The following is a 24,933-nucleotide window of genomic DNA, read 5'->3' as shown; positions in this document are numbered from 1 at the left end:
CATGACTCAGATAAAAAATGACATCGCTATGATTGGCTTAGGGGTGATGGGTAAGAGCTTAGCACTCAACCTGCTCGATAATGGATTTAACGTTGCTGGTTTTGATTTAAACGCTGACAACATTGAGCGTGCGAGTTCAGAAGCAAAGCAGCTTAATGAATCCTTTGACGGCAAAGGTAAGTTCACCAAAGGCACGAGTCTTGAACATGTGTTGCAGGGCTTAGCAAAACCTCGTGTAATCGCACTGTCGGTTCCTGCTGGAAAGCCCGTTGATATCGTTGTGAATAATCTGCTTGATGCCGGTTTGGAGAGCGACGACATTGTTATCGATACGGGTAACAGCTTATGGACTGATACCGAGACACGTGAACAGAATTATAAAGGTAAGCTCCGTTTCTTCAGCACCGCCGTTTCTGGTGGTGAAGAAGGCGCTCGTGTTGGCCCAGCGCTCATGGCCAGTGGTGACCAATCGGCTTGGCAATATGTGAAACCGATGTGGGAAGCGATTGCTGCAAAAGTGGATGCTAATGGACTACCGGTTGCTCAGTTTGAAGCGGGTGAAGCGTGCGCGGCGTATGTTGGTCCTTCTGGCACAGGGCACTATGTGAAAATGGTACACAACGGTATTGAATATGCCGACATGCAGCTAATTTGTGAAGTTTACCAGTTTATGCGTGATGTGCTTGATATGCCAGCTCAAGAGATTGGACAAGTCTTTGAGCAATGGAACAACGGTGTACTTAATAGTTACCTGATGGAAATCAGTGCCGATATTCTTCAGCATGAAGATGTAGTGACGGGTAAGCCATTCGTTGAGGTCGTGCTAGATAAAGCTGGACAGAAAGGCACGGGATTGTGGACGGCGGTTAATAGCCTTCAAGAAGGTTGCCCAACGCCAACCATTGCACAAGCGGTTTACGCGCGTGCGATGAGCGGTCAAAAATCACAACGTGTCCAGGGAAGTCAGCTTTTAAAAGGTAATATTGCTGATGCAAACCTGTTAGATAAAACAGAAGTGATTTCTGAACTTCACGATGCTCTGTATTGCGCCAAACTGTCCGTTTATGCGCAGGGCTTTGATTTGTTGAAAACAGCGTCAGACAAAGAAGGTTGGAACCTAGATTTCACTCAAATAGCAAAAATCTGGCGAGCGGGGTGTATTATACGTGCGGCTTTCTTGCAAAGTATTACAGCGGCTTACCAACAAAATAATGAGCTAGCGAACCTGTTGTTTGATGAGGCTTTCATCAAACAAGTGGAAGAGCGTGAGCTTGCTTGGCGTATCGCGGTAGCGAACTCCGCTTTGTTTGGTGTGTCGATGCCGGGGATAAGCTCAGCATTAAGCTACTTCGACTCTCTGCGCTGCGAAGTGTTACCTGCGAACTTGCTGCAAGCGCAGCGTGACTATTTTGGCTCCCATACCTATGCAAGAGTCGATAGAGAGGAAGCTGACAAATTTCACGTAACTTGGAGTCAGTCTCCAAGAACTGAAGTAAAAGTTAATACCTAAATGATGTATAACGCCCTCGCCATGAGGGCGTTATTGTTTGCGCGGGAATTAACAATAGATAGATCTTCTTTATGTTCTTGTCGTTGCATCAACCTTTTGTTAGATAAGGCTTCAAATTCCAAGTCAGTTGGATACACTGTTACCAGTAACATAACTCAAAAAATAATAACTATTAATTATGTCGAATAAGAAAAAACGCCCTACATTACAAGATGTTGCCAACCTAGTCGGCGTAACTAAAATGACGGTGAGTCGCTGTTTACGTGATCCTTGTCAGGTATCAGAGGTTTTGCGAGAAAAGATTAACGCAGCAGTCGATGAGTTGGGTTATATCCCTAATCGTGCCCCAGATATTCTTTCTAACGCCAAAAGTAATGCGATTGGCGTTTTGGTTCCCTCATTAACCAACCAAGTTTTCGCTGAAGTGATCCGTGGTATTGAGCAAGTGACGGCACCAGCAGGTTATCAAACCATGATTGCCCACTATGGCTATAGCCCTGAGTTGGAAGAGCAGAGCATTGCTTCGCTGCTTTCTTACAACGTTGATGCGATTATCTTGTCAGAAAACGTTCACACCGATAGAGCTAGAAAAATGCTGCAAACGGTCTCGATCCCGGTGATTGAAATCATGGATTCGGTGTCTCCAAGGATTGAACAAGCGGTTGGCTTTGATAACTTCGAAGCCGCTAGGGCTATGACTAAAACCATACTCGACAGAGGGCGGACGAATATCGCTTATTTAGCTGCTCGTATGGATGAGCGTACTCGCTTAAAAATGGCAGGCTATGAACATGCGATGCAAGAGGCCGATAAAGTGCCAGTAACACTGCAAACAGAAGACGCGTCCTCGTTTACTCTAGGCGCTAAATTGATTGGCGATTTACTCGAGAAGCACCCTGAAGTGAACGGTATCTTTTGTACTAACGATGACTTAGCTATTGGTGCTTTCTACGAGTGTGTAAGGCGTGGTATTCAAGTACCTGAACAGATGGCGATTGCAGGTTTCCATGGACACGACATCACAGTGGCGATGACGCCTCGTTTAGCTACGGTGGTAACACCAAGAGAACAGATTGGTAAAGTCGCTGCGCAACAAGTGGTAGCGCGTTTACAAGGAAATAAAGAGTGGGTTGCGAAACTGGATCTTGGTTATGAGATTGAAATCGGTGAGAGTATTTAATTTGTATTATGCTTTGCTTTGACGGGATTAAAGCCAAACGCCCTTAAAGATAGACACATCGTTAAGGGCGTTGTTATCAGCATTAGGAGCTAAGCGTTTTCAAAGATGCTTAAACAACTGGTCATTTTAGCTTGCTAAAGCTTGCGTATCTTGTTGCTTCAATACTTTATGGCCATCTTCAGTGACGCCACGTTTCCAGTAGCTGCTGATATAGATGTTTTCTTTCGCTACGTCTTTTTCGTTTCTGAAGTACTGTCTCAGTTCACGCATACTTTCAAACTCACACGCCGTCCATACTGAAACTTGGCCCTCTAACCATTCTGTGTTGCGCACAGTTTGTGAAAGGGTGTCTGAGACTTCATCTGCAATTAACCAAGTAACCTTGATACCTTGTGGCGCTTCAAGTGCTTGCTTGTCTTGTTCAGAATTAATTTGAACAACAGCGTAACCCGTTGCTGATTCTGGAAGTGTTTTTAATTTGGCTGAAAGAGCAGGCAGTGACGTCATGTCTGCCACTAAGAAGAACCAATCCGACTCAAGGTTTAGCCCTTGAATCAAGCCAGGGCCAACCACTGAAATAGTATCGCCCACTTGTGCGTTCATTGCCCATCTTGCAGCAAAACCACATTGCAAATCTGTGGTGATATGGCGAACGAAATCAACCTCGATAGAGTTTTCGTCAGGGTGGTATTGACGAACCGTGTAGGTACGCATGGTTGGACGATCACCGTCCTTCAATTGGTTTAAATCAGTTGAGCCTAATGGAGAGAATAAAAGCTTGATGTATCCGCCGGCACACTCTGTTGGGTATTGACTTAATCCCTCACCGCTAAGCGTTATACGTTGCATGTTCGGTGTGATTGTTGAGGTTTGGCTAACGGTTAATGTGATAGGACTAGGTTTGCTCATGAAAGGCTCTCTTAGGGTTTGATTTTTACATCATAATCCTGAATAAGATAACACTCAATAGTAATGGTTATCATTTACCTTTGTTTACACAAGCGTGACGCATTTTGAATCATTCCGTTAGATCGAAAGTCATCGACAAAAAAAGTTCATCGCGCCTTTATGGGGAAACCTCTTTGATCTTTAGAAAAAAGCCAGTTGTTGGCTGGCTTTGTTTGGATAGTGAGCACTGTTAGAAGTTAGCATTATAAGAATGCAGTTTTGGTATAGGCTTTCTTACAGTGGTTTCTAACAGTCTCGGTTTCTATCAGTTAATCATTTTTAATTTGTGCTATTCACAAGGTGGCGCCATATGGATTACTGCCAAGCCACCTAAAGAAGTCTCACGGTATTTCTTGTTCATATCTTTACCCGTTTGATACATAGTCTCGATCACTTTGTCCAAAGAGATAAGGCACTTGCTGGTACGTTTCAACGCCATGCGTGATGCGTTAATAGCTTTCATTGCACCCATTGCATTACGCTCAATACACGGTACTTGGACAAGTCCACCAATTGGATCACATGTCATGCCCAGTGAGTGTTCCATTGCTATCTCAGCAGCAATACAGATCTGTTCGTTGCTACCACCACGTAATGCAGTTAAGCCTGCAGCAGCCATTGATGAAGATACGCCGACTTCACCTTGACAGCCAACCTCAGCACCAGAAATAGACGCATTGGTTTTGTAAAGAATGCCGATCGCACCAGATACTGCCAAGAAGTCTTTAAGCTGTTTTGTATCAAGTTCTTTTATGAAGCGATGGTAATACATTAACACGGCTGGAATAACACCGGCAGCACCATTGGTTGGAGAAGTTACCACTTGTCCGCCAGCCGCATTTTCTTCACTTACTGCAAAGGCGAACAGATTGATCCAATCCATGATTTCCATTGGATCGCTTTCGATGGAAGCATTAGCCTCAAGCTTTTTCAAAAGTGCAGGGGCACGGCGCGTGACCTCTAGGCCACCATCGAGAATACCTTCGGTATCAAAACCTCGTTGCATGCAAAGTGACATCACCTTCCAGATCTGGTCGGCTTTTTGGTCAATTACATCCATATCTTGGAACGAAATTTCATTACGCAGGATTAAACCACCCAGGCTGAGACCATTTTGTTCCGACAACTCCAACAACTGATCGGCAGAAGAAAAAGGGAACTCTACTTTTGTTTCGGACTCTTTTTTTCCGTGTTGTAGTTCGTCAGCCGTTGCGATGAAACCACCACCAATCGAGTAGTAAGTTTCCATTTCTAGAAGACTGCCGCTTGCATCAAAGGCTGAGATAGTCATACCGTTTTCGTGAAGTGGAAGGTTAGTTTTGTGGAATAGTAAGTCGCTTTCTACATTGAAGTGAATCTCATGGTTACCGCTAACCATGAGAGATTTGTCTTCAATCGCTTTACGCATTGCTAAATTAGCACTGGTTATTTTGATAGTATCAGGGCGGTTGCCAAGCAGACCTAACAGCGTTGCACGATCGGTGTGGTGACCGATACCGGTTAGCGACAGTGAACCGTATAGGTCGATCTGAATACGAGCAACTTGTTCAAGTACAGATTCAATTTTTTGTGTAAAATTAAACCCAGCGATCATTGGTCCATTTGTATGGGAGCTGGAAGGCCCGACCCCAATTTTATAAATATCAAAAATAGACAGCATAGTAACTTCCTGTGAAGACGGTTCGATGAACGAACTCTGGTTAAATTTTGTTTTGTTAGCTTTATTTCTTTGAGTGAGACAAATGCTAACAAGCATAGGTGGTGAAACTCAAGATCGTGCTATTTTTGCTTTACAGTGGCACGTGGCTCTTGTGTGTGTGATTTATGATACTGCTATTAATAGTGAGCATTATTGTAAGCAACATGTAAGAACTTAAAAATACTTTTGTTAACAGGTATTGTATACATAATTCACTCCATCAGAACACCAAAACGAGACTTGAACATAAAATGAGCATTAATCACCTCCTTATTGTGCTGGGTAAGCGACTTAATGAGAACAAATTGACTGATGAGGGAATGAGTCGAATTGATGCTTTAGTTGATTATCTTACGGTCGAATCTAATCAGAAACTGGCGGTTGCATTTTGCGGTGGGGTGACCAAAGGCCAAACCCGCTCAGAAGCGGATGTGATGTACCAATATTATCGAAAACTTGAAGCTCAGCGTGAGTATCCGTTTACCTTAGGGGCTATTTTACTGGAGAAGGCATCGACAAGTACGGTTGAGAATATTCAGAATTTGGCCTCAGAAATGATTGAAAGCGGTCTGTTTACGCGTGGGCAAAGTGTGAAGGTGACGTTTGTTTCCAATGACTACCACTTACAGCGTATTTTCGAAGTTCAAGCGTTGATGGATGAACAAGGCTTGCTTAAGGTTCTGGTTGAGGAGTGTTCTTCGCTTGGGATCGAACTTCAAGTAGACCGTCGGCTAGATGCTCATGTTGCGGTGCCATACCCTCATCAAAGTGTTCAGGGGCATTTGTTTTTATTGATGGATGTACTGACGACTTATCGAGTCTATCTTGAAGGTGTCTGCGCGGGGGTATTTCAGCGAGACTTAGAGTCAGTAAGACAAGAACCAGAAAGGCTCTCTTTAGAAGCCTTAGTTGTTGTAAAAGAGCTAGTCGCAAAAAGCTCCACGAAGAAAGGCTCGGCGACGCTGTCAGCTCTGTTTGATATTGTAGACAGTTTACTTCCGGTATTGGAACGCTGTATTCAACATACTCCAGCAGGTACAAATATTAAAAAAGTCAGGGAGTATCTAGCGCTACTAGACACAAACCTGACTTTGTTGAACCGATATCTAGACCCAGAATCTGACCACACACATCGCTGGTGGCGATAAGCCGTTATTTCTTTCTCGTGATGCCAAGAACCGTTTTAAGACTAGCAAAAGCAATCAAACAATAGGCTAAAAGCTCAGTACCTTCTTCGGCGATGTTTTTAACCACGCGCACGTAATTATCCCCCATAACGTTGTGCCAAAAACTGCCCATGCCAAACAGACGAGAAAATACCAATAACAGCATTACACCAGTAACCAAAAGGTTCATGTGCGGAGATGCAAGAATAAGCGCAAGCTGGTCAATGGTTCGTTTACCATTTTTAATCGCATAGAAAATGGCACTGCCAGAAACCAATAGGGCAGGGACTACCCAAGCACCATGTACGATCTTGTCGAACCAAAAATCCATTTCACGAATAAACATCACACCGAAAAACGCGCTGATGAGCAGGGCTGCGTGCTTAACTTCGGTTTTCTTTCTTGCTAGATAAGCAAAAGATCCAGACGCAATAATAAGCAGTAACTGCTGCAGCATCTCGGTCACTGACACTTCGCCAACAGATCCATTGAACAATACAAAATCAATTCGAAGTGCCAAATTTACGATAATACCAATAGCTAAAACGACTAACGCCGTTTGACACCGTTTATAGATAACTTGTGAGGTGGATTGTGAGAGCGTGAACTCAGGGAGTTCAAACGACATATGAGCTTTTTCTTGTTTTTTAGGTTGGCTTTTCATATCAATTTAACATGTAAATGTCTGTAACAGATCGATATTTTATCGACCTGATACATTCACAATGTCAGGGCTATGTCATAAATAAAACGCTGTTCAATTGCTATTTCGGTAAAGTAAACCGCCGCTGAGTAGCGGGCAGTTTACGTAATATCATGGGATTTTATTGGGTGAAAGTTGTGAAGAAATAATGCTTATTATATCGATGTGACGTCATAAGCTATCAGCATCACAGCATCACAGCATCACAGATTAGCTGTTTTCTTTTTGATCGTGGTTATTGCGGTAGTATTCCCACTGTTCGATACGCTGACCATCTTGTAATACACAATAAGTGGTTCGTTGATTATTTTCCGTTACCGTGTCCAATTCGCCGTCCTGTTGAACACAATAAACCGATGCTGGGTTAGCGACTGAAACACGTTGAACTTCGCTATATTCTGCATAGTCATTCGCACAACCGCCTAATACAAGGGCAAACACAGCCATCAAACCAATTTTTTTCATGTTTATCTCCTAAGTGATAACTCTACAAGTGAATGTGTTAAGTTCTACAGAACTAAATTTGAAGCTCTATAAAACCAGTATATTTTAGATTTAAGAAAAGGTTGTTCTAATTTGGTCAAGATATTGAAATAGGTTGATATTTCCTCATTTTTAACTGTTTTTTGAGCATGAGATCAAGTTCAGTTAGGTTGGGGCCTTAAAAGATAGACACCCTATGATTCGAGGTTGGTAAGATGGGAATTATTCTCTTACGACCATGAATCCCCCGCGATAAAAATAATATCTGCCGAGTTTTGTCGGTCATTCTGAGCCTCTAATCTACGCTTGGTTATGATATGATGCCGCCCAAATTCAGTTGAGCAGTCAGAACGATGAGACACCTAAAAACCACAATTCACCCAGATATCGAACACTTAGATAATAAAACGGTATATAAGCGCAATGCCGCCCGTGCAATCGTTTTAGATGGTGAGGATGTTCTGATGCTCTATACGGAACGTTACCACGACTACACCATTCCTGGTGGTGGCTTGGACGAAGGCGAAGACGTGATTGCAGGTATGGTTCGTGAACTTGAAGAAGAGACTGGTGCTAAGAATATTCACAGTATTAAACCGTTCGGGATATTTGAAGAATTTCGTCCTTGGTATAAAGATGATGCAGATATGATGCACATGATCTCTTATTGTTATTCGTGCAAGATTGATCGTGAGCTTGGTGAGACGGATTACGAAGACTACGAAGTTAAAAACGGGATGAAGCCTGTTTGGATTAACATTCATGAGGCAATCGCTCATAACGAGAAGACCATGGCTGAGAGCCCTAAAAAGGGCATGAGCATAGAGCGGGAAACGTTTCTGCTGCATTTAGTCGCGAAAGAAATGCTGTAGGCTAAAAACGTTTGAACACCATTTTAAACGCTAAATAACATCCTCTGCCGCCACTTTGTCGCCACTTTTTGGCGGCAAAGAATTCAGAGGATTAAAGTGAATAGCATCGCTCAGATGGCTCGGTGCAAAATGCGAGTAGCGCATCGTCATTGAAATATCGGTGTGACCTAAAATGTTCTGCAATACCAAAATATTCCCTCCATTCATCATAAAATGACTTGCAAAGGTATGGCGTAAAACATGCGTTCCTTGCCCTTTGGGTAAATTAGGCAATGCTCGAGTAAGCCATTTATAGACAGTGCTATATGCACAGCTAAATAAGCGATCTGATGTGTCTTTGTAAATCAGTTGATAAAGCTCTTCTGATATAGGCACCGTTCTATTTCGTTTTCCCTTGGTATTAATGTAGGTCACTTTGAATTTAGAGAGTTGAGCTCCTTTTATCTCGATAGCTTCTCGAATCCTCGCCCCTGTTGCTAGGCACAGTTTTATTATGGCAGTGAGCTCTTCACTCATTGGGCTATCTTTTACTTCATCAAGTAGGTGAGTGATCTCATCGACGGTTAGAAACGCTAATTCCGGCTCTGAAGTTTTAAGTTTTCGGAGATCAGCAATTGGGTTTAGGCCTTTCCACTCCTTCAAGCGAATAAGTTCGCTAAACATACTTTTAAGCCAGATAAGATCATGGTTATGTGTGGCTATAGAGATAGGTTGATTTGTTGCGAGTTTATCTTTGTTACGACCTTTATAGATGCGATTTGCGCGGTAATGGGCAAGCATTCGTTCATTCAGCTGATTCGCGATAGGATCATTTAAAGCTTCGCATACGATTTCCATTCTTCGCTTCGCTCTAGGCCCTGATTTGGTGTTTACACCATGTAGTTGGTACCAAAGCTCGATAAGTTGAGAAAGCCTACGGTGATCCGGCTTTTCTCCCATCCAGGGCTTATCGTCAATCTCTTTCATTGTGTGAAGCTCAAAGGCCTTGGCTTCGCCCTTAGTCGCAAACTTCTTACGAACACGCTTCCCCGATCGTCCGTTCGGGTAACATTCACAAATCCAAGGTTTGGTAGAGCCATCTTTTAAATTGCGGATAGACATAATAAAGCCTAAAATAACTGTATATAAAAACAGTATAAATCGAGCTAAAACGTAGAACAATGTTTTATATCGAACAAAAAGCACAGGTTAGACACCTTTCTCAAAGTGCTAAGAAAGTTAACGGGTTTTTGTTATGTATCAATCAATTCATGTAACTGCTGGTTACAGTCATTTCAAAATCAACAGTGATGGTCCAATTGGGGTAAGTAAGAAGAACCAAGGGGTGATTGATGCGCTATTGAAGCTAGGCAATCGCTTTACGGCGCCATTTGGTGGGTTTATAGAAGCAGAGAACGTAGTTGGTTTGAAGTGGGTGAAGCTGGTCGATATTAAGTATCTGTGCACCGATGAGGAAGCTGAAACCATCGAGTACGTGATACAAAAAGACCACTATGTAGTAGGGACGTATCAAGACCGGAAGTTGTATATCTTATTGTTTGGTGGGGAGCCAAAGCATCATCAGATTAAGGGGCTTGAACAGGATGGGAAAAACAATGTGTACAGGTTGTTTTGAAGAAATTCGATAAATTCGATAAGTTTGATTATTGCTACATCTACTTTGGGTAAGGTAACCGAGTCTCCTAAAAGGAGTGTGTATGTTTTTCTACTTGCGCACAAAATAAAGCGAGGAATAAGTTAATTCATATTCAAAGAAGGAAAACCCTGATCAAGACGTCAAATATTGTTTTAAATCAGGCTTTGTGCATGGTGTTTCAATGCAATTTGGTGTGATGTGTTGGAGAGTTTTGATACAATTTAGGTCGTTTTATTCCTTAGGTAGTCATCAAAAATGCATTCAGTTTCTCCGTACTCTCTTCGTTGCTTTAATAAAAACCTAAGCGGTGAACATGAACAACGTTACTCATCCTTAGATAACATCAAATCATATGACTTATATTACATGTTAAAAGATTTTATTGAGTCGAATAGTGATGAATATAAGCTGTTTGAAGAAGCCAAACAGGTTTGTCTCTTCTCAGATATGACATTCGACGAGCATAAGAGACAGATATCCGGTTGGTTTAATGTTGGTAATTATGGAATGAAGACTGAAATTATCGACATAAAGACAGGTAAAGTAGATTACGAAAAAGCACAAGATAAAGCTGAAATTATTAGGCACTATGTCCATTTTTATATACCGAAAGGTTTTAATGAAGCGATGGCGTTTATGCATTCGTATAGAGGTATTGGTGTAAAAACGCTTTTCTATGTTCTTTTCTCTTCGTATTTTTCTGTTAGAACAGACCTTACCTTACAAATGAAGCCATTAGCTTATGATAAAGCAATTGATGCTTGGCTAGAAGCAACGGCAAAAGAAGTTCGCTTAACTAAATTTGTTGGTGTAAAAGACATTGCTGATCAAGTTAAAAAGCTTGGTCATCATGAGCAAGAGCTTGTGATTAAACCACCAAGAAGAAACAATTTAGGTAAATTGAAAGATTACTTGACGAAAGGTAGTGAAAGGTTAGCTGCTGTAGAGGTTATGAGTGACTTTGCTGGCCCAATTAAAACGGTAGTTGAACTAGATGGTAAACAAAGGACCTTTTGTATCGGTAGGCATGAATCAACTTCGTTATGCGAAATAGAAATATCGGAAGAAGATGTTACTTTTGTTTCTGGTGTTCCTGAGCTTGATTCAATACGAACTTGGGTTCGTGATATAATTAAGGAATACGCAGTACGTATGTATCCAAATGTTCCACTTGGGGAGATCTAATGAGCAATAAAATCAATGTCATTGGTATTTTAAAAGGGCATATTAACACGTTAAAAAATGCAGGTTCTGATCGATTAAGCCTCTCAGATAGCATTACGTTTTTCGTTTTCCCTATTGGCATTGCGTCTCTTTCTTACTTTTTCGGCTTCAGTTTAACTAGTGACTTAACATCATTGTTGGTCAACTTTGGAGCCATTTTTACAGCATTACTTTTGAGCGTTTTGGTACTTGTTTATGATCAAGGTTCAAAACTTGAAGATAAAGCGGCACAATGTAAACAAGCTGGTGAAGCAGTACCCGCGATGATAGACACTAAAAAAACATTGCTGGATCAACTTTATTATAATATTTGTTATGCGATTGTTTTTTCTGTTTTGTTAGTAGTTTCGTGTGTCCTTGAGTCAATTGCTCGTGGGAAGGTAATCCCGGTAAAATCGAGTATGTTAGATTTTACTGGGTGCATTGATTTTTCGAGTTGGTTCTTAATGCCACTTGTTGTTTTCGTGGCAATACATTTAATACTTACCATCCTGATGATAATTAAGCGAATGCATATTTTATTAACAACAAGTTAGATATAAAAGCCCCGTCTTACGGGGCTTTTTATTAGAAACCGTATATTTCTCGATGTCGACTTAAGTAGAAAGCATGTTCATTAGTGAGCCCTGTTATTTTGGTCTTTTCACTGATTCCAAGTGCATTAAGTGTTGCTATGGGTAAGACAGGACTAATCAAGATTACTCCCTCATCTGCGAATGAGATCAGCCCTTTGTCAAAGAGCTTGTCGGCGTTTGGAGACAAGGGTAGGCCGTTATAGCCATCTATTTTTTCTTCGTCATCACTTAAAGCCCAAGATACAATATGCGAGGCAATCAATAGTTCAGGGATAGCAACATTGGTAACCGGGCATGTATCGTTCCATATATCGAGTACCTCATCGCGAAATGCTCCTTGGCCAATACGAGCATTTGATCGTGCTTTTCGAACCCCACCTTTTGTAGCTTTACGTTTTTTTCTGCGTTTAGAACCACTCTTAGCTTTAGAGGGTTGCTTTAACTCATCCAAGTTGACGCTATCTAAGCTAGATAAAACAATACTGGCTACTCCTTCTGGAATAGCTACCATATAATTTTGTGTAGCATTGCCTTCAATATTGAAAAGCTTCGGCTCACATTGCTCATTAAATCGTTCAATGATGTGATGTTTAAATTCATCGGTAGGAACTGGGCGATCTAATACAATAAGGTTTACGTCTACCTTATTGCCATCTTTCTTCCATTCATCATAGGTTCGGCTTTCTGGTCTAGGTGCAGGGTAGGCATCGGCCATAGCTTGAGCTATGTATATAATTCGTTTGTTCTCGTGACAAATGATAACGTCATCTTTCTTGATGTTTGGAACGTGGCCCCATCCTGCTTTAACAGTTTTTTCACCGCTTGTTGTATATGAATGAGACGGAGCCCAAAGAAATTTGTAGTCTCGAACTTCTTTGTATGAGACCCCAAGGTTTACCCAGTAGTAAGCCATTATCTAAATCCTTATAACAAAACAGCCAACTATGTTGGCTGCTAAATCTAATTACACTCTTCAATAAATGCCCAGATTCTGTCACACAAGCCTTTTAGTTCAGGAGTTAGCTCCCAATCAACTTGGTTATCTTCATCTTTACCCTTCATAATATTTACGACAGTGTCACAAAAAGCCACTTTTATTCGTATGGTGCTACCTGAGCTTGGGGAGTCGACCACTTGAGATCCGACTTTCTTCGTTGGTGCACCATCTCTGTAGAAGTAGCTGCCTTCTGCTTTAGTCGCAGTTTCAGAACGTGAAACTTTGTCTTCGAGTAAGCCACCGATGCCGATCTCTGGATCTTCAAAATATTTGTCAGGTAAACTCTCAAAGTCATAGCTAGAACCCTGAGTTTGCTGGAAGCTATCCCAATGTTTTTTCGCTGCTTTGACAATAATGTCTTGAGGAATGTAGTTTTCGATTTCTTTCCATTCGAGTAGCTCAAAGCGGTCGTCAAGAGCCTCTTGCAAATCTGTAACACGACTGCCTTTACTATCGATATCAGCATCTGCGATAAGTAGTACATCTCTACTTAGCCTTTGAGCTGGTGTTTGCGATGTTTCTTCGGGATCTACATCATCTGTAAAGGCCCAGTGGGTAATATTAGAGCCTTGATACTCGACAAAAACGTAGTGAAGGTTTTCGTTGTATGTGCGTAGCTTTCCTGCGCGTTTTTTTACTGCTGCGCGTTCTTCTGGTGTCCCATCATCCGAGATGCAGAACGCTTCGAGTTCATCTAAGTATTTGTTCAAATAAACTTGTAGATAGCGTTTGTCGGTGACACCTTCGACCCAAATAGAACAGTTAGCGAGTAGAATCGAAGATGCGAGAACACCCAGCTCTTTGAGAACTTCATTATTGTTAGCTTGGCTTTGAACGATAGATGTCGCTTTACCAGTATCATCGACTTCTTTCTTCACACTGATTAGATTTATGTCGTCAGATTCTAAAGTGAGGTCAACAAAGTGGTTTGATTGAGTAGTAAAGAAGAACATATGCTGTGGACATGCTCTAAATGCTTCAATCAGCGCACGCTGCATACCGGCGTGCAGGTTTTGCTCCGGTTCTTCGATGAAGAAGATTGTTGGCTCTTTTTCCAAGAACGGACGAACAGTTAGCGCAATCATTGCTTGAATGCCATCGCCGAGCTCATAGATTGGGCGCTGGGGTTCATCCCCGACTTTGATATGGACGACATTGTTTTCTGTCGACGATTTTTTGTCATCTCTGTCTTTGCGAGGGATGATATTTACACGTTGTCCCTCAAAGAAGTGCGTGGAGAGGTAGTCTTGGTAGTCTTTGACGCTAGCTTGTTCTTCTTCCGTACCTAGTAACGAATACACCATGTCTTCATACAATGTATGACCACTAAAGATTTTTAGTATTGAGCCAGGGAGAGCTCCACCAAAATAGTCTTGAAGTGTTCGCTCTAAGTACACATCGTTATTTGGTATCAACGTACGCAGTCCACGAAGTATAGGGATATATTCTTTGTGTACCCCGCTAAGGTTAAAAGTAATAGAGGCCGCTGCGTTAGAAATGTCCTGCCATAGTTCTGGCGAAAAACATTCATTCGCGGTTCGAATTATGTCTGCTTCAGAATATCTTCGTTGAATGTCTATTGTTGTTTGTTCGATTTGAGCTTGCAGTGTTGAGTGTAAGTTTGAGTCCAAGAGCGCTGCATTAGAATCAAACTGCTGCACCATAAAATTGTTAATACGCTCCCAAACTGTTCTAGATAGACCCGCAGGTGGGGTAGTAGAGTTCTCGATTTTTTCTTTTAAACGCTCGAAAAGCTTTATTTCATAGTCAAAGGAATCTATGGAGTATGAAAATAAAGACCGTAGAAGTCTGCTCTTTCCGGCGCTATTGGCCCCAATCACGACATTAATCGGTCGTGTTTTTTCAATAGTGTTACTGCGAGCCTCAATTAACTGAAAATCTTGGTTCTCAAGTTCAGGGACACAAAAAGCATCCACTTTACTTAATTCAACACTCATCACTTCTTCTCCATCACCAACGCAACTCTACCTACAACTCTCACTTCATCTTCTTCGACTGTTAGAGTCGAGCCGTTAAAGCTGATGGCTAGTTTCTTGCCTGGTAAACGCTGAATGTCGTTTAGAGACAGTAGGCCGTCCATATCCACCAAATACGTGCCGCTCACTGCTTGGTGAACTTCTTTATCAATGATTGATGTGAACTCACCTTCGCGTATAGCCATTGCATTGGTTACAGAAACTTCATCAAGCAAGGATTTATCAAAAGTTAGTGTTTTTAATTCTGATAATTCGCCATTGAGAATTTTAAAAGAGTCGATGTCGAATAGGTATTTCGTTTCTAGCCTTTTCGATTCGTGCTTTTGTGAACTTCTGTTCGGAAACGCCTCACCTTCTCCCAATAAAAGCCACTTCAATGAAACACCGGTATGTAAATGAGCTCTTACCGCGATCTCATGAGGTGTTAATCCACGCTTTACCCACGTCGAAATAGTGGAAGTCGGAACTCCTAGCTTTTCAGAAAGTACTTTCTGACTCTTCGATTCTGTTACTTCGATCAATCTTTGAACAAAGTTCTTCCCACTTAAATACGAGAAAGCGGATAACTCTTCTTGATTAGTTGGCATAAGCGATCAATAATGTTTGCTAAAGCGTAGTCAGCGAGCTGCAACTTCTGACTACTTATGTGTACATTTAATTACCTGACAGGATATCACTATGCTCTCATATCAAGTAGTCCTAAATACGCCTTTCATGACGTACGACCAATACTCTCAGTTTTCTGGAATGCCTAAACGTACCATCATGGATTGGGTAGCCGATGGCCGCTTACCTATTAAAACTAAAGCAAAAGGTAAAGAAACTCCTCTCATCAACATGATCGCCTTAGTTGAAATGGCGACTCGTGAAGCTATGGAAAAGTTGGGGTAGGCAGTCATGCATTTATCTTCCCTAATTCCAACCAAAGAGCATTGCCCGTTGTGGCTAAATGTTCTTGGTTGGGGATTCGTTTTCGTCCCGTTTATCTTCAATTGAGTATTGGTTATGAACGAAATTGACTCAATGTGCGAATTCCGTGGCTCTAAACAAAAGGCATTTAACGAAGCGTGTTGTGCATTTGCGAACTCGGAGAACATGACCAAGTTAGCAAAGGCCGTGGATATGAATGCCACTATGCTACGTAACAAGCTCAACCCAGAGCAGCCGCACATACTTACCAACGTAGAACTTGTAATGATCACCAAGGCGAGTGGCAACTTCACCATTCTTAATAGCCTTTTGCTTGGCCTCGGTGTGGTGACCGCACAAATTCCCAATGATGCGAGCGAAGAAACTTTCATTAAACGCGCATTAGAAAACGCAATGCATTCTGGTGATTTATCTCGCATGGCTTTAGAGCATGCAGGGAACGACCGATTAACCCGTTCGCATAAGCAAAAGATCATTCGTAAAGCTCAAAGCGGTATCAGTAACTTAGTGCAGCTTATCGCGGATGTAGAAAACCGCACAACTGGCGTAACCCCGTTCTTGAGTATGGGAATCGACTTTATCGCCAACGGTGCACCAATCCCCGGCTTAAGTTAGAGGAAAATAGTATGTCAGTTGCAACAGTCGAACATTCAAACCTAGGTGTCCCACCGCTAGAAAACCCATGCCCTGATTTGCCTTGTTGGTCTCTGAACCGTGAGCAAAAAGAACGTGGCCTTTCTGCATTACAGCGCACGCGAAGAGAACTTGGCGAGCGACAATTAAAGCCACTTCGCTCAAAGCGTGAAGAGTTACAGGCTCAGTTTTCTAAGAGCAATTGCCGCGCTGAACAAATGCGCATTTCACGTGAAATTAACCGAATTGATGCCAACGCACAGGATGTACTTTCGCGCTGGTCATAACTTAGTGACACCCAAGCAAACCTAGCCACTAGGCGTTATGCCTACACCCTTTATCCCTCTTTGATTTAAAGAGGGAGGGTTTTTTATATCCAAAATTTGAGGAATTGATGATGAGTAATATTGAAGAGCACCTATTTAGTCAGTCTTTTAACCAAATCGCTGAGCGTTTTAATTCAAGCAATCAAGAGCAGCAACACCAAGTTTTGATTCACCTCGATGCTATCGCGAAGAAGCAAGAGCCTATCGCTACCCATCGCCCTCAAGAAGAAGTCTTAGCCGATATCAAAAAAGCAATGGAAAGCGATCGAGCTCGTGTGTTCTTTGGCTATTCATTCCCAAGCTGGTACCGCAACGGTTCGATTGAACAAGTTTCACAACTTCATCATTGGGCGAACTTAGATATGAGCAACCGCCACCTGTTTCTTGAAATGCTTGGCCTCCGTGACTTAGGCCATTTTGATGATGAAGCGTTATATCAATTCGAGCAGTTCTGTTCATCTGCAGTGGGGGCATGAGCATGAAATTACATGAAGTAAAAACCCAATCAGAGTTCTTTAACGAGGTTCGTTTAGGCCGTAAAACGGCTGAAATTCGAGTCAATGATCGTAACTATCAAGCAAACGATGTGTTGATACAGCACGAAATTGATAATGAAGGAAATAAAACGGGAGCGTCCCTGGTTCATGAAATTACGCATGTACTGCAGGGCGGTAAGTTTGGTTTAAGCAAAGAGGTATGTGTTCTTTCTCTTTCAAATTCATCTCACTTAAACAGTGTGATTTTGATGGGGCATTTACGAGATCGTTTAGTGGAAGCTGCCGACTGCATGGAAGCGGGCATTGATGTGGTTCGAGAGGCAGGGCTCACAACCGCTGATCTAGAAAGACAGATTCAAGACTCACGCTATTTTGCTACAGAGGCAACGACTCTACTTAAAAAGTTAGGGGAGGAGGCAGCATGAGCACTATCTCTGTTTATCAGAAAGACTTGAACCACGCGTTGCGTTCAGAAGGGTTTACTACTCGCAAGATTGAACAGTTCATGCGTGTTTTCAATATTACAGAAACTAGCCAAGGCGATGTGCTGAGCTTGGACTCTACTCGAGCATTACTTGTGAACGTGAACGGTACTGAACAGGGACTCTGTTTAGAAGATTTCATTACCGCTTGGTGGGCTTTTTGGATTGTGGTTTACAACACGGCTTCTGACCGAGATATCGCAAATCAAGCTTTAGGTGCCGTTCGTGCGCTGTTCTTTGTGTCGGCTTGTAATAAATCCACGTCTCAAACTACTCAAATGCAAATGTGGTGGCGCGATATGGCCGATGAACACGGCTACCCAACTGTGGAGGCGGGGTAATGCTGAGTTATGTAGCTGTTGCACTTAATAACGGTGGCGGTGTCGTTCGCCACGATGAAACCAACGAAGTGAAGAACGTTCTGTTAGGTGAGTTTGAATCGGCAGAGCCTGCGATTGAAACGGCTTGCGAGCTGTTCAACTGCCAACACGTTTTGAATGGCGTGATTATCAAAGGCAACCATACGGGTGGTCATATGATTATGGACACACAGGAGCTAGCAGCGTTATGAGCGAAGCACAGAAAGTTGCGGCTGAAGCACCTGATTATATTGAAACCCTATTAGTAGAATTGCTCCAAGGTGATCACCCAGATAATGAAGTGTTATTGGGTACTTTGCTATCTGGTGATGAGTCTACCCAGGTTCAATTGAAAATCACACGCAACCCCGCAGACTTTTTGGATGAGTGTTGATGGTACCGACCTACGCATCCAAGAAAAATAGGCGCTCGCGACAGAAGGTTCAAACTTCTGGTGAGCGCCTTATTTCGTGGTATCAAGATGTTGATATCAGCAGCATTGAATTTAATGAACAGCAACAAGAGCGATCACACGAAGCCTTCCTTGAATGGGTTGGCGGTGATCAGACTGTTGCTCCAATCCCTAATGACATCGTTTTGTCTTCACGATCGATGCTCGAGCGTGAACCTGAAAACCTTTCTGTTGTTGAGCGCAAATTATATGAAGTTAACCCCGCAGATCGAGAATGGTTGTCCGAGCATTTTGCCGATCTTCCTCACTATCTAACTAAGTACTTCGCAAATCGCTATGTTTCGATTTTTAAGAAGCAAGGCCGCTTTGCCGCAAACACTTTCATTCGTGAAAAAATGGTGCCCGCGCATAGGCGTGTTTTGTTGGTGCTAGAGCAATACAAACAACTTCCTACTACTTCTAAGGTTGCTTTGCTGAGTGATGCTGTCGACGATGATAGCAAGCCTCAGCAAAACAACTTTGAGCAAGCGAACCAGCAAGCCTGTTTCGATTTTGAGCAAGCCGAGAAAAACCGTAAACCTGTTAGAAGCAAAGTCATTGCCGAGCTAGTAGAAGATGAACTTCGAGAGATGGCATTTAAAATTGTGTCTATCTTGATTCGCTATCAAACGGCACTGACTCAGACCATTGAATGTGAAACCGAGAACGGTGAGAACATCGCAGCATTAATGGTGTACAAACAGTGTGTTTCTTTGGTGCGTAGCTTTGGAGTAAAAACACCAAGTGATGACAAGAAGATAACGCCTGAAAATATCATGTCGTTTATCTCTAAGCTGAGCTGTGAAAAGTGGTGGTTTAGACGCTTAAAGCGCATCCGCAAGATTATGCGTGAACACTTAGCCATTGCTATGGGGCAAGTGTCGGCAAAGGCGTCACCTTATGCATCATGGGATTGCATTCAAGAGCATCAAGTTCAGCAAAAGAAGAGCTGGGACTTTATTCAAGGCCACTTACTTCAAGAAGAAACCACTGGCGAAGAAGTTGAAATGGAAGACATGGTCTTGAAAAGCATGTCGAACCCTGCAATTCGTCGTCATGAGTTAATGGTTCGTTGTCGTGGCTGTGAAGATATTGGCAACGAGCTTGGCCTACAAGGTTTGTTCTTAACGCTAACAACACCATCGAAATATCATAATAGTTATAAGAAAGGCGGCTTCATTCCACACTGGAACGGCGCGAGCCCACGTGAAGCACAAACCTATTTGAATAAGGTTTGGCAGCGCATTCGTGCCAAATTAGGTCGTGATGAAATTCGTTGGTTTGGTATTCGCGTTGCTGAGCCACATCATGATGGTACTCCGCACTGGCATTTGCTGATTTGGGTTAAGCCTGAGCATGTGGCCAAGGTACGTGACGTATTCATTCGCTATGCGGTTGATGAAGACAAAGAAGAGCTTTACCCGTTCTTCGATCGCAACGAAAAGCGAGCAGCGAAGAAGCAATCTATTCAAGGCCCATTCAATTATCAGCCTCGTTGTGACTTTGGGTACATCGACCCAGAAAAAGGCACAGCGACAGGCTACATCGCTAAGTACATTTCAAAAAATATTGATGGCTATGCCATGGGTGAAGAGGTTTCGAAAGAGACCGGGCAATCTGTGCAAGCTATGGCCAAAAACGTCAACGCATGGAAGAGCCGTTGGGGTGTTCGTCAATTTCAATTCTTTGGTGGGGCGCCGGTTACCACTTACCGTGAACTGCGCCGCCTAGCTAGCCAAAACAAGAAAGCCTTTATGGAATACGTTTTCAAGCAAGAACGTGAAGAGTTGGCTTCTATTTACCTCATGTCGATGTACCGTTTAGTTGGTCCGTTTAAACCAGTTCATGTCATGACGAATGCAGAGTTAGTAGCTGTGATTGCTGAGAACTATGAGGTGAGAGCTGATACAGACCAAGTGAATGTCGCAGGAACAATGAAAGCGGCCGACCATGGTAACTGGCAAGGCTACATCATGGGGCAGGGAGGCCCGTTTGTTAAGCGTGAGGATTTGCTGATCACGAACTCTTATGAAGTGCTGCCGTTTGCCTCTCCGCATGGCGAAGACGTTCGCAAGATAGAAGGGTTTGTTGCTGCAGGTGAGTTGGTTAAGACTCGTCTTAAGACCTGGCAGATAGTAACAAAAACTGAAAATAGCGATGACGCTGAAGCGGGGGCTTTTGATCTTGCTCTTTCTGGAATCTCTGATTCCTCTCGGAGTTCTGTCAATAACTGTACGCTACCGCAGAAAGTACAGGTCAGCGATCAGCTTAAGCGATTATTAGAACCTTACTCAGTAGGTGGTGATTTACCGCCAAATATTGATGATTCAGCATTAATCGCGCTGCAAGAAGGCAGTTCAATTCGAATAGATGATGAAACGAGTATAAGAATCCGCCCTGCGGAGTACCTACCATGCGGCACGGTTCGCCCAGCCCAGCTGGTTGAAGAGTACCAACCCAAGCCAGATTTAAGCTGGTTAGATGATTTCGAGCTAAAACAGCCTGAACCTCTTACCGGAGAAGATGACGACTATGAGTATGAACAGCCTAATTTGTCATTCTTTCCTGAAACCGACGAGTGGCCGTTGATTTAAGGCTCAGATTAGCTCTCAGAATGAGGGGTGAATCTCGCTTCATAAAAACACTGTATTAATATTTCTAAAAGTACTGTATATTCGTACAGTCTTTTGGTTTGGAGTAGAGCTATGTCATTAAAACAACAGGACATATTTTTACAAGCGATGGAGTTCATTATAGATGCTGTAGCACTCAGCACTGAAGGTGAAAGCAGAGCTGATGTAGGTATTTATTTGATGAGTTTATTGGTTGCGGACCAAAGAGAAGAATTGGAGCCTGAAAAGTTAACTGCAATGAAGCAGCTAATTGAGATGGCTGACGGTGTAGGTAGTAATAGATTTGAGTTATGATTCAATGACTCAATTCATTGCATAGGGGTAAACGGTTTGGATAAGGCGATTATTGGTTTCATTGGCGGTGAAACCCCAGTCTGGATACTATTTGTGGTCCTCGTAGTTACTTTGCTTATGAATCATAAAGATATCCTTCACACGGTTAATGATCTAAAAGCCAGTAGATTTAAAAAGTTGGAAAACGCAATCAACTGTGATTGGGTTGATAACGATAATAAAGAGATCCTTAAAAACGAGTTATCTGAACTTTATATCGTTGAGGCAACTGGAATAAGGGCACCTCGTGAGATTCGTGATAGGTTGCTTTATATATATAGCCAGAAGAAAAGTGGTATTCGGTTAGAGCATTTTCAAAGATCTGCCAAAGTACTCAAAATCGATAATGGTGAACTGAAACCTTCTGTTGGTACTTTGCATAGGGTTTGGATGTATGTAGAAATTGGAATTTCACTGTTACTCTTTTTGGGGGTTATGTTCCTAATCGCGTTGTCGATGTCGTTGTGGGTGACTTTGGATCATCAAGCCGTTTTTGAATTTCCAATCGCAGCTTTGTTGTACTTACCCCTGTGCGCATTACTCTTTTTTGATGGACTTACGGTTATCTCTCTTAAGCACGTGTTAGAGGAAGACAAGTTAACAAGAAATGAAGATTTTAAAGAACTAAAAGCTGCTGCTTAAGTTCTTGGCGTTGATCAGGTGCCAGGGCTTTAACCATTTCAAAAGCTAACTGAGATGTCGTTTTAGCCGAAGGGCTAAGAGTATGGCTGAAGGTTAGGTTCATTACGAAAGAGTGGCCACATTCGGGGTCACTACAACTACAATATAAGTCGCTATAACCCGCTGAAATACGGTTTGATTTTTGTATGCGGGCTTTCTCGCCACACTCGGGGCAAACTACTCTCATATAACACCATAAACCTATCTAAATGATAAGTTTATGGTACTAAATTTCGATGTGTTTTTATACAGTCAGTAATCATTTTTACAAACTAAACTCCCCAACCAAAAGCTTAGATTTGTCAATATTACATATGCATTAATTAGAGTATTCTCCTATGCTTTATGGGTCATAGCTAGGAGTGAAAATTATGAGGTATCTATTCATTTTAGGTTTGTTCATAAGTACTAACTTATGGGCACAATGTTTCAACTTTCAGGGGCAGCAAGTAGGGGAGTTTTACAATTACAATATAAATGATGTGGCAATTGCGACTAACAATAATATGGGAATGCCGATCATATTGTATAACCCTAACGTCTTGCAATCGATGCCAGGTCCAACTAGAACGTTCTTCAGATATCATGAATGTGCGCACCATGCTCTAGGACATACAGTCAGTGGTCCTAGTATGCAAAATGAACAAAATGCTGATTGCTGGGCAATTAGAACGATGTATCAACATAGGCTCGTAAATCCCCATGTTTTATCTACTATTCAAAATAGTATTGCCCAGTTTGGTAAGGCTGATTGGACACATTTACCTGGTCCCCGAAGAGCCATCAATCTTCAAGCTTGTTTAAATTAGATTCTTTAAACGAAAAAACCGCCAAGTAAGGCGGTTTTTTGTATTTATGCGCTTAGGCTAGCAGCCCGTCTGTGGCCAAGTGACTAATCCCCAGCCCGCCAATTGTTTCAGCTACTGAAGCTAGTAATGTTCTTGCTCGTTTTACTACTTTATTCATAATCCTACCCCCCTTACCAAGAGTACGGCTTGGTTCCGATGCCATTAGCAACATGTTTTTGATGAAAAAAACAATCATTAACAAAAGGATGATGGATGGGTCAAAAGTCACTTGTGCAGCTTTCGACACTGCGCCGCTGCCCGCTAGCCTAAGCACACAACCTGCATATAGTAACTGTTAGTTGGTTGCTCGGTCAATATACTCACCGCAAGCACGCCTAACCCACGGAAAACGCACTCCTCCTACCCGCCTGCGACGTTTTTGAACACTTTTTTTTGCAATTCTATTTCAGTGAAATTCTGCTGCCGTGATGGAATGCTAATAAGCCGCTAGCCCTTTAGGAATAACGGTGCTTGCAGTAAGTTAACAGTGCTTAAAATGGCTTACAGAGCGCCTAATAAAATTGCGAAGAGTGCAAAAAATTGCAAGGAATTGAAATTCTGACGATCAGTGTTGATCTGATTGGTTTGACTAACTGATTGAAATATAATGGTTTTTGTGTTTTAGGTTAGTTTTTTAATGATCGTGTGTATTTTGTGACGATCATTTTCGGTGTTGTTCAGCCCTTATGGCACAAGGGCTGAACGTAAATGACAGAGAAAAACAAAATTGCAAAAAATGTCACGCTACTTAGGCCGCAACATTGTTCAAATTGAAGGTTAAATGGAGATGCTTGGGTACTTCTGGGTCTCGGTTCACGGCGTCCATGAACATTTCACAAGCGGGTATTACTTCATTTTTGCAGTAAACGTAATCAAATTTAATAGGGTCACCACGCGTACCACCATTTGGTATGATTGCAGCCAGTTCAACAGGGAAGCGATGGCCGGTAATCACCTCTTGTGCAGTGACGTTCTTAATTTTCTCATACTCATCCTTGGTCGCTATGTCGCCAACGGGTATGAGTTGAATTCCTTTCTCATTGCCGTTTGGAATGTTGATGAACATTGAGCGGAAGTTACCCACGCCACGGCTTGAAGCCATCTTCTGCTTTAGGTCGTCTTCATCTTCTTTACTTAAGTTAGGGTCGGTCGCGTAGAAGATAAAGCCCATGTGCAAACCGTTCTTATAGTAACGACGGCGGAACGTGGTTGAGTCTTGACTCAGTAACGCTGATTGAACACAACCAAGGTAATCTGGTCCACCGTAAACTTGCTGGACTGGGTCATATTGTTTGATGAATATGATGTCTTCTTTCTTGTAACTCTTCTGCTTGTCATCACGCTCTAGGAAAGCAAAGTCACCGTTCTTACGTTTGCGTAAATACATCGTAGGAATAGGCCATAGCCCAATGACTTTACCAAAGTAGTTACGCAGCTTAAGCAGGGCCGTGTCACCGAACTCTAAGAAGTCATGCACTGCTGATTGCATTTGTTGCTTCTGCATTCCGCCTTGGGTGTAACGACCTGAGATCATATTGCGGCGAGCCATTAAGATAGAACCATGATAAGCGTTGGCTCTAGTGAGTTTGTTTAACCCAACTCTATCCAAAGGTGGTTCCCAGTAGTTACCGTCTTCGTTGTAGTAAAGCTCGTTGTAATCGTAGTTGGTGAAATCACGATCCATGATTTCCGGCTCACCAAAGCTAAACATCAAGCTTTCATCATTAGCGGATTCTTTCGTGATTATTTCTGTTGTCTGTTCAGTCATTG

28 protein-coding genes are annotated in these 24,933 nt (G+C 42.4%); 18 read left to right on the top strand and 10 right to left on the bottom strand.

Annotation, left to right across the window (positions count from 1 at the left end; translation table 11 throughout):
• Position 1: 1 nt before the first annotated feature.
• Both gndA and gntR read left to right on the top strand, forming a co-directional pair.
• Positions 2-1,510, top strand: coding sequence for an NADP-dependent phosphogluconate dehydrogenase (gndA, locus tag ACED48_RS10510; protein WP_017058619.1), 1,509 nt, complete (start codon positions 2-4; stop codon positions 1,508-1,510).
• A 178-nt stretch (positions 1,511-1,688) separates the two neighbouring features.
• Positions 1,689-2,690, top strand: a complete 1,002-nt coding sequence (gntR, locus tag ACED48_RS10505) for a gluconate operon transcriptional repressor GntR (protein ID WP_017058618.1) — start codon at positions 1,689-1,691, stop codon at positions 2,688-2,690.
• Between the two features lie 126 nt (positions 2,691-2,816).
• Here gntR and ACED48_RS10500 read toward each other — a convergent pair whose 3' ends face one another.
• Both ACED48_RS10500 and ACED48_RS10495 read right to left on the bottom strand, forming a co-directional pair.
• Positions 2,817-3,599 carry a siderophore-interacting protein gene (locus ACED48_RS10500; protein ID WP_017058617.1) on the bottom strand — a complete coding sequence of 261 codons (783 nt, stop codon included), beginning with the start codon at positions 3,597-3,599 and terminating at the stop codon, positions 2,817-2,819.
• A 328-nt stretch (positions 3,600-3,927) separates the two neighbouring features.
• A complete protein-coding gene (locus ACED48_RS10495) occupies positions 3,928-5,298 on the bottom strand; it encodes an L-serine ammonia-lyase (RefSeq protein WP_017058616.1) in 1,371 nt (456 codons plus the stop codon).
• Positions 5,299-5,588: 290 nt separating this feature from the next.
• Here ACED48_RS10495 and ACED48_RS10490 point away from each other — a divergent pair, with 290 nt between their 5' ends.
• Positions 5,589-6,485: a YdcF family protein gene (locus ACED48_RS10490; protein WP_017058614.1), complete on the top strand. Its 897-nt coding sequence runs from the start codon at positions 5,589-5,591 to the stop codon at positions 6,483-6,485.
• A gap of 4 nt (positions 6,486-6,489) precedes the next feature.
• Here ACED48_RS10490 and ACED48_RS10485 read toward each other — a convergent pair whose 3' ends face one another.
• Complete coding sequence (locus ACED48_RS10485; RefSeq protein WP_017058613.1) at positions 6,490-7,167, bottom strand: hypothetical protein; 678 nt, start codon at positions 7,165-7,167, stop codon at positions 6,490-6,492.
• Positions 7,168-7,416: 249 nt separating this feature from the next.
• Positions 7,417-7,671 carry a DUF333 domain-containing protein gene (locus ACED48_RS10480; protein ID WP_017058612.1) on the bottom strand — a complete coding sequence of 85 codons (255 nt, stop codon included), beginning with the start codon at positions 7,669-7,671 and terminating at the stop codon, positions 7,417-7,419.
• Positions 7,672-8,042: 371 nt separating this feature from the next.
• Between ACED48_RS10480 and ACED48_RS10475 the strand changes: the two genes are divergently transcribed.
• A complete protein-coding gene (locus ACED48_RS10475; RefSeq protein WP_017058611.1) occupies positions 8,043-8,561 on the top strand; it encodes an NUDIX hydrolase in 519 nt (172 codons plus the stop codon).
• Between the two features lie 30 nt (positions 8,562-8,591).
• On the opposite strand, the gene ACED48_RS10470 is transcribed toward ACED48_RS10475, so the two are convergent.
• On the bottom strand, positions 8,592-9,662 hold the full coding sequence (locus tag ACED48_RS10470; protein ID WP_032548020.1) for a tyrosine-type recombinase/integrase: 1,071 nt from the start codon (positions 9,660-9,662) through the stop codon (positions 8,592-8,594).
• Positions 9,663-9,795: 133 nt separating this feature from the next.
• Between ACED48_RS10470 and ACED48_RS10465 the strand changes: the two genes are divergently transcribed.
• The 3 genes from ACED48_RS10465 (at position 9,796) to ACED48_RS10455 (ending at position 11,957) form a co-directional block, all read left to right on the top strand.
• On the top strand, positions 9,796-10,176 hold the full coding sequence (locus ACED48_RS10465; RefSeq protein WP_017058609.1) for a hypothetical protein: 381 nt from the start codon (positions 9,796-9,798) through the stop codon (positions 10,174-10,176).
• 276 nt (positions 10,177-10,452) lie between these two features.
• Positions 10,453-11,382 carry a hypothetical protein gene (locus tag ACED48_RS10460; RefSeq protein WP_017058608.1) on the top strand — a complete coding sequence of 310 codons (930 nt, stop codon included), beginning with the start codon at positions 10,453-10,455 and terminating at the stop codon, positions 11,380-11,382.
• Positions 11,382-11,957 (top strand): hypothetical protein, encoded by a 576-nt coding sequence (locus tag ACED48_RS10455; protein WP_017058607.1) that lies wholly within the window; start codon positions 11,382-11,384, stop codon positions 11,955-11,957. Before ACED48_RS10460 ends, ACED48_RS10455 begins: the two co-directional genes overlap by 1 nt.
• Before the next feature lie 31 nt (positions 11,958-11,988).
• Here ACED48_RS10455 and ACED48_RS10450 read toward each other — a convergent pair whose 3' ends face one another.
• The 3 genes from ACED48_RS10450 to ACED48_RS10440 are packed head-to-tail and all read right to left on the bottom strand — an operon-like array spanning position 11,989 to position 15,577.
• A complete protein-coding gene (locus tag ACED48_RS10450; protein WP_017058606.1) occupies positions 11,989-12,909 on the bottom strand; it encodes an HNH endonuclease in 921 nt (306 codons plus the stop codon).
• Between the two features lie 47 nt (positions 12,910-12,956).
• Positions 12,957-14,951 carry an ATP-binding protein gene (locus ACED48_RS10445; protein ID WP_017058605.1) on the bottom strand — a complete coding sequence of 665 codons (1,995 nt, stop codon included), beginning with the start codon at positions 14,949-14,951 and terminating at the stop codon, positions 12,957-12,959.
• Positions 14,951-15,577, bottom strand: coding sequence for a phage repressor protein CI (locus ACED48_RS10440; RefSeq protein WP_017058604.1), 627 nt, complete (start codon positions 15,575-15,577; stop codon positions 14,951-14,953). Before ACED48_RS10440 ends, ACED48_RS10445 begins: the two co-directional genes overlap by 1 nt.
• 91 nt (positions 15,578-15,668) lie before the next feature.
• Between ACED48_RS10440 and ACED48_RS10435 the strand changes: the two genes are divergently transcribed.
• The 11 genes from ACED48_RS10435 (at position 15,669) to ACED48_RS10385 (ending at position 22,276) form a co-directional block, all read left to right on the top strand.
• Positions 15,669-15,881, top strand: a complete 213-nt coding sequence (locus ACED48_RS10435; protein ID WP_004742462.1) for a hypothetical protein — start codon at positions 15,669-15,671, stop codon at positions 15,879-15,881.
• 114 nt (positions 15,882-15,995) lie between these two features.
• On the top strand, positions 15,996-16,535 hold the full coding sequence (locus ACED48_RS10430) for a phage regulatory CII family protein (protein WP_029627314.1): 540 nt from the start codon (positions 15,996-15,998) through the stop codon (positions 16,533-16,535).
• An 11-nt stretch (positions 16,536-16,546) separates the two neighbouring features.
• On the top strand, positions 16,547-16,840 hold the full coding sequence (locus ACED48_RS10425; RefSeq protein ID WP_017058602.1) for a hypothetical protein: 294 nt from the start codon (positions 16,547-16,549) through the stop codon (positions 16,838-16,840).
• A 110-nt stretch (positions 16,841-16,950) separates the two neighbouring features.
• Positions 16,951-17,355 (top strand): hypothetical protein, encoded by a 405-nt coding sequence (locus tag ACED48_RS10420; protein WP_017058601.1) that lies wholly within the window; start codon positions 16,951-16,953, stop codon positions 17,353-17,355.
• 2 nt (positions 17,356-17,357) lie between these two features.
• Positions 17,358-17,801, top strand: coding sequence for a DUF3850 domain-containing protein (locus tag ACED48_RS10415; RefSeq protein ID WP_017058600.1), 444 nt, complete (start codon positions 17,358-17,360; stop codon positions 17,799-17,801).
• Positions 17,798-18,199 (top strand): hypothetical protein, encoded by a 402-nt coding sequence (locus tag ACED48_RS10410; protein ID WP_017058599.1) that lies wholly within the window; start codon positions 17,798-17,800, stop codon positions 18,197-18,199. The genes ACED48_RS10415 and ACED48_RS10410 overlap by 4 nt, the downstream gene beginning before the upstream one ends.
• A complete protein-coding gene (locus ACED48_RS10405; protein WP_017058598.1) occupies positions 18,199-18,429 on the top strand; it encodes a hypothetical protein in 231 nt (76 codons plus the stop codon). Before ACED48_RS10410 ends, ACED48_RS10405 begins: the two co-directional genes overlap by 1 nt.
• Positions 18,426-18,611, top strand: coding sequence for a hypothetical protein (locus ACED48_RS10400; protein WP_017058597.1), 186 nt, complete (start codon positions 18,426-18,428; stop codon positions 18,609-18,611). Before ACED48_RS10405 ends, ACED48_RS10400 begins: the two co-directional genes overlap by 4 nt.
• Positions 18,611-21,262 carry a replication endonuclease gene (locus ACED48_RS10395; protein ID WP_017058596.1) on the top strand — a complete coding sequence of 884 codons (2,652 nt, stop codon included), beginning with the start codon at positions 18,611-18,613 and terminating at the stop codon, positions 21,260-21,262. Before ACED48_RS10400 ends, ACED48_RS10395 begins: the two co-directional genes overlap by 1 nt.
• A 111-nt stretch (positions 21,263-21,373) precedes the next feature.
• Positions 21,374-21,595, top strand: a complete 222-nt coding sequence (locus tag ACED48_RS10390) for a hypothetical protein (RefSeq protein ID WP_017058595.1) — start codon at positions 21,374-21,376, stop codon at positions 21,593-21,595.
• Between the two features lie 36 nt (positions 21,596-21,631).
• Positions 21,632-22,276, top strand: coding sequence for a hypothetical protein (locus ACED48_RS10385; protein ID WP_017058594.1), 645 nt, complete (start codon positions 21,632-21,634; stop codon positions 22,274-22,276).
• Here the strand turns inward: ACED48_RS10385 and ACED48_RS10380 are convergent.
• Positions 22,251-22,502: an ogr/Delta-like zinc finger family protein gene (locus ACED48_RS10380; protein WP_017058593.1), complete on the bottom strand. Its 252-nt coding sequence runs from the start codon at positions 22,500-22,502 to the stop codon at positions 22,251-22,253. The two genes, ACED48_RS10385 and ACED48_RS10380, sit on opposite strands and share 26 nt — an antisense overlap.
• A 1,409-nt stretch (positions 22,503-23,911) precedes the next feature.
• A complete protein-coding gene (locus ACED48_RS10375; protein WP_017058590.1) occupies positions 23,912-24,931 on the bottom strand; it encodes a phage portal protein in 1,020 nt (339 codons plus the stop codon).
• Between the last annotated feature and the right edge of the window lie 2 nt (positions 24,932-24,933).

The organism is Vibrio sp. 5S239, from assembly GCF_041439575.1.
In the GTDB taxonomy this organism is placed as follows: domain Bacteria; phylum Pseudomonadota; class Gammaproteobacteria; order Enterobacterales; family Vibrionaceae; genus Vibrio; species Vibrio kanaloae.
This window is presented reverse-complemented; position numbering and strand designations above follow the sequence as displayed.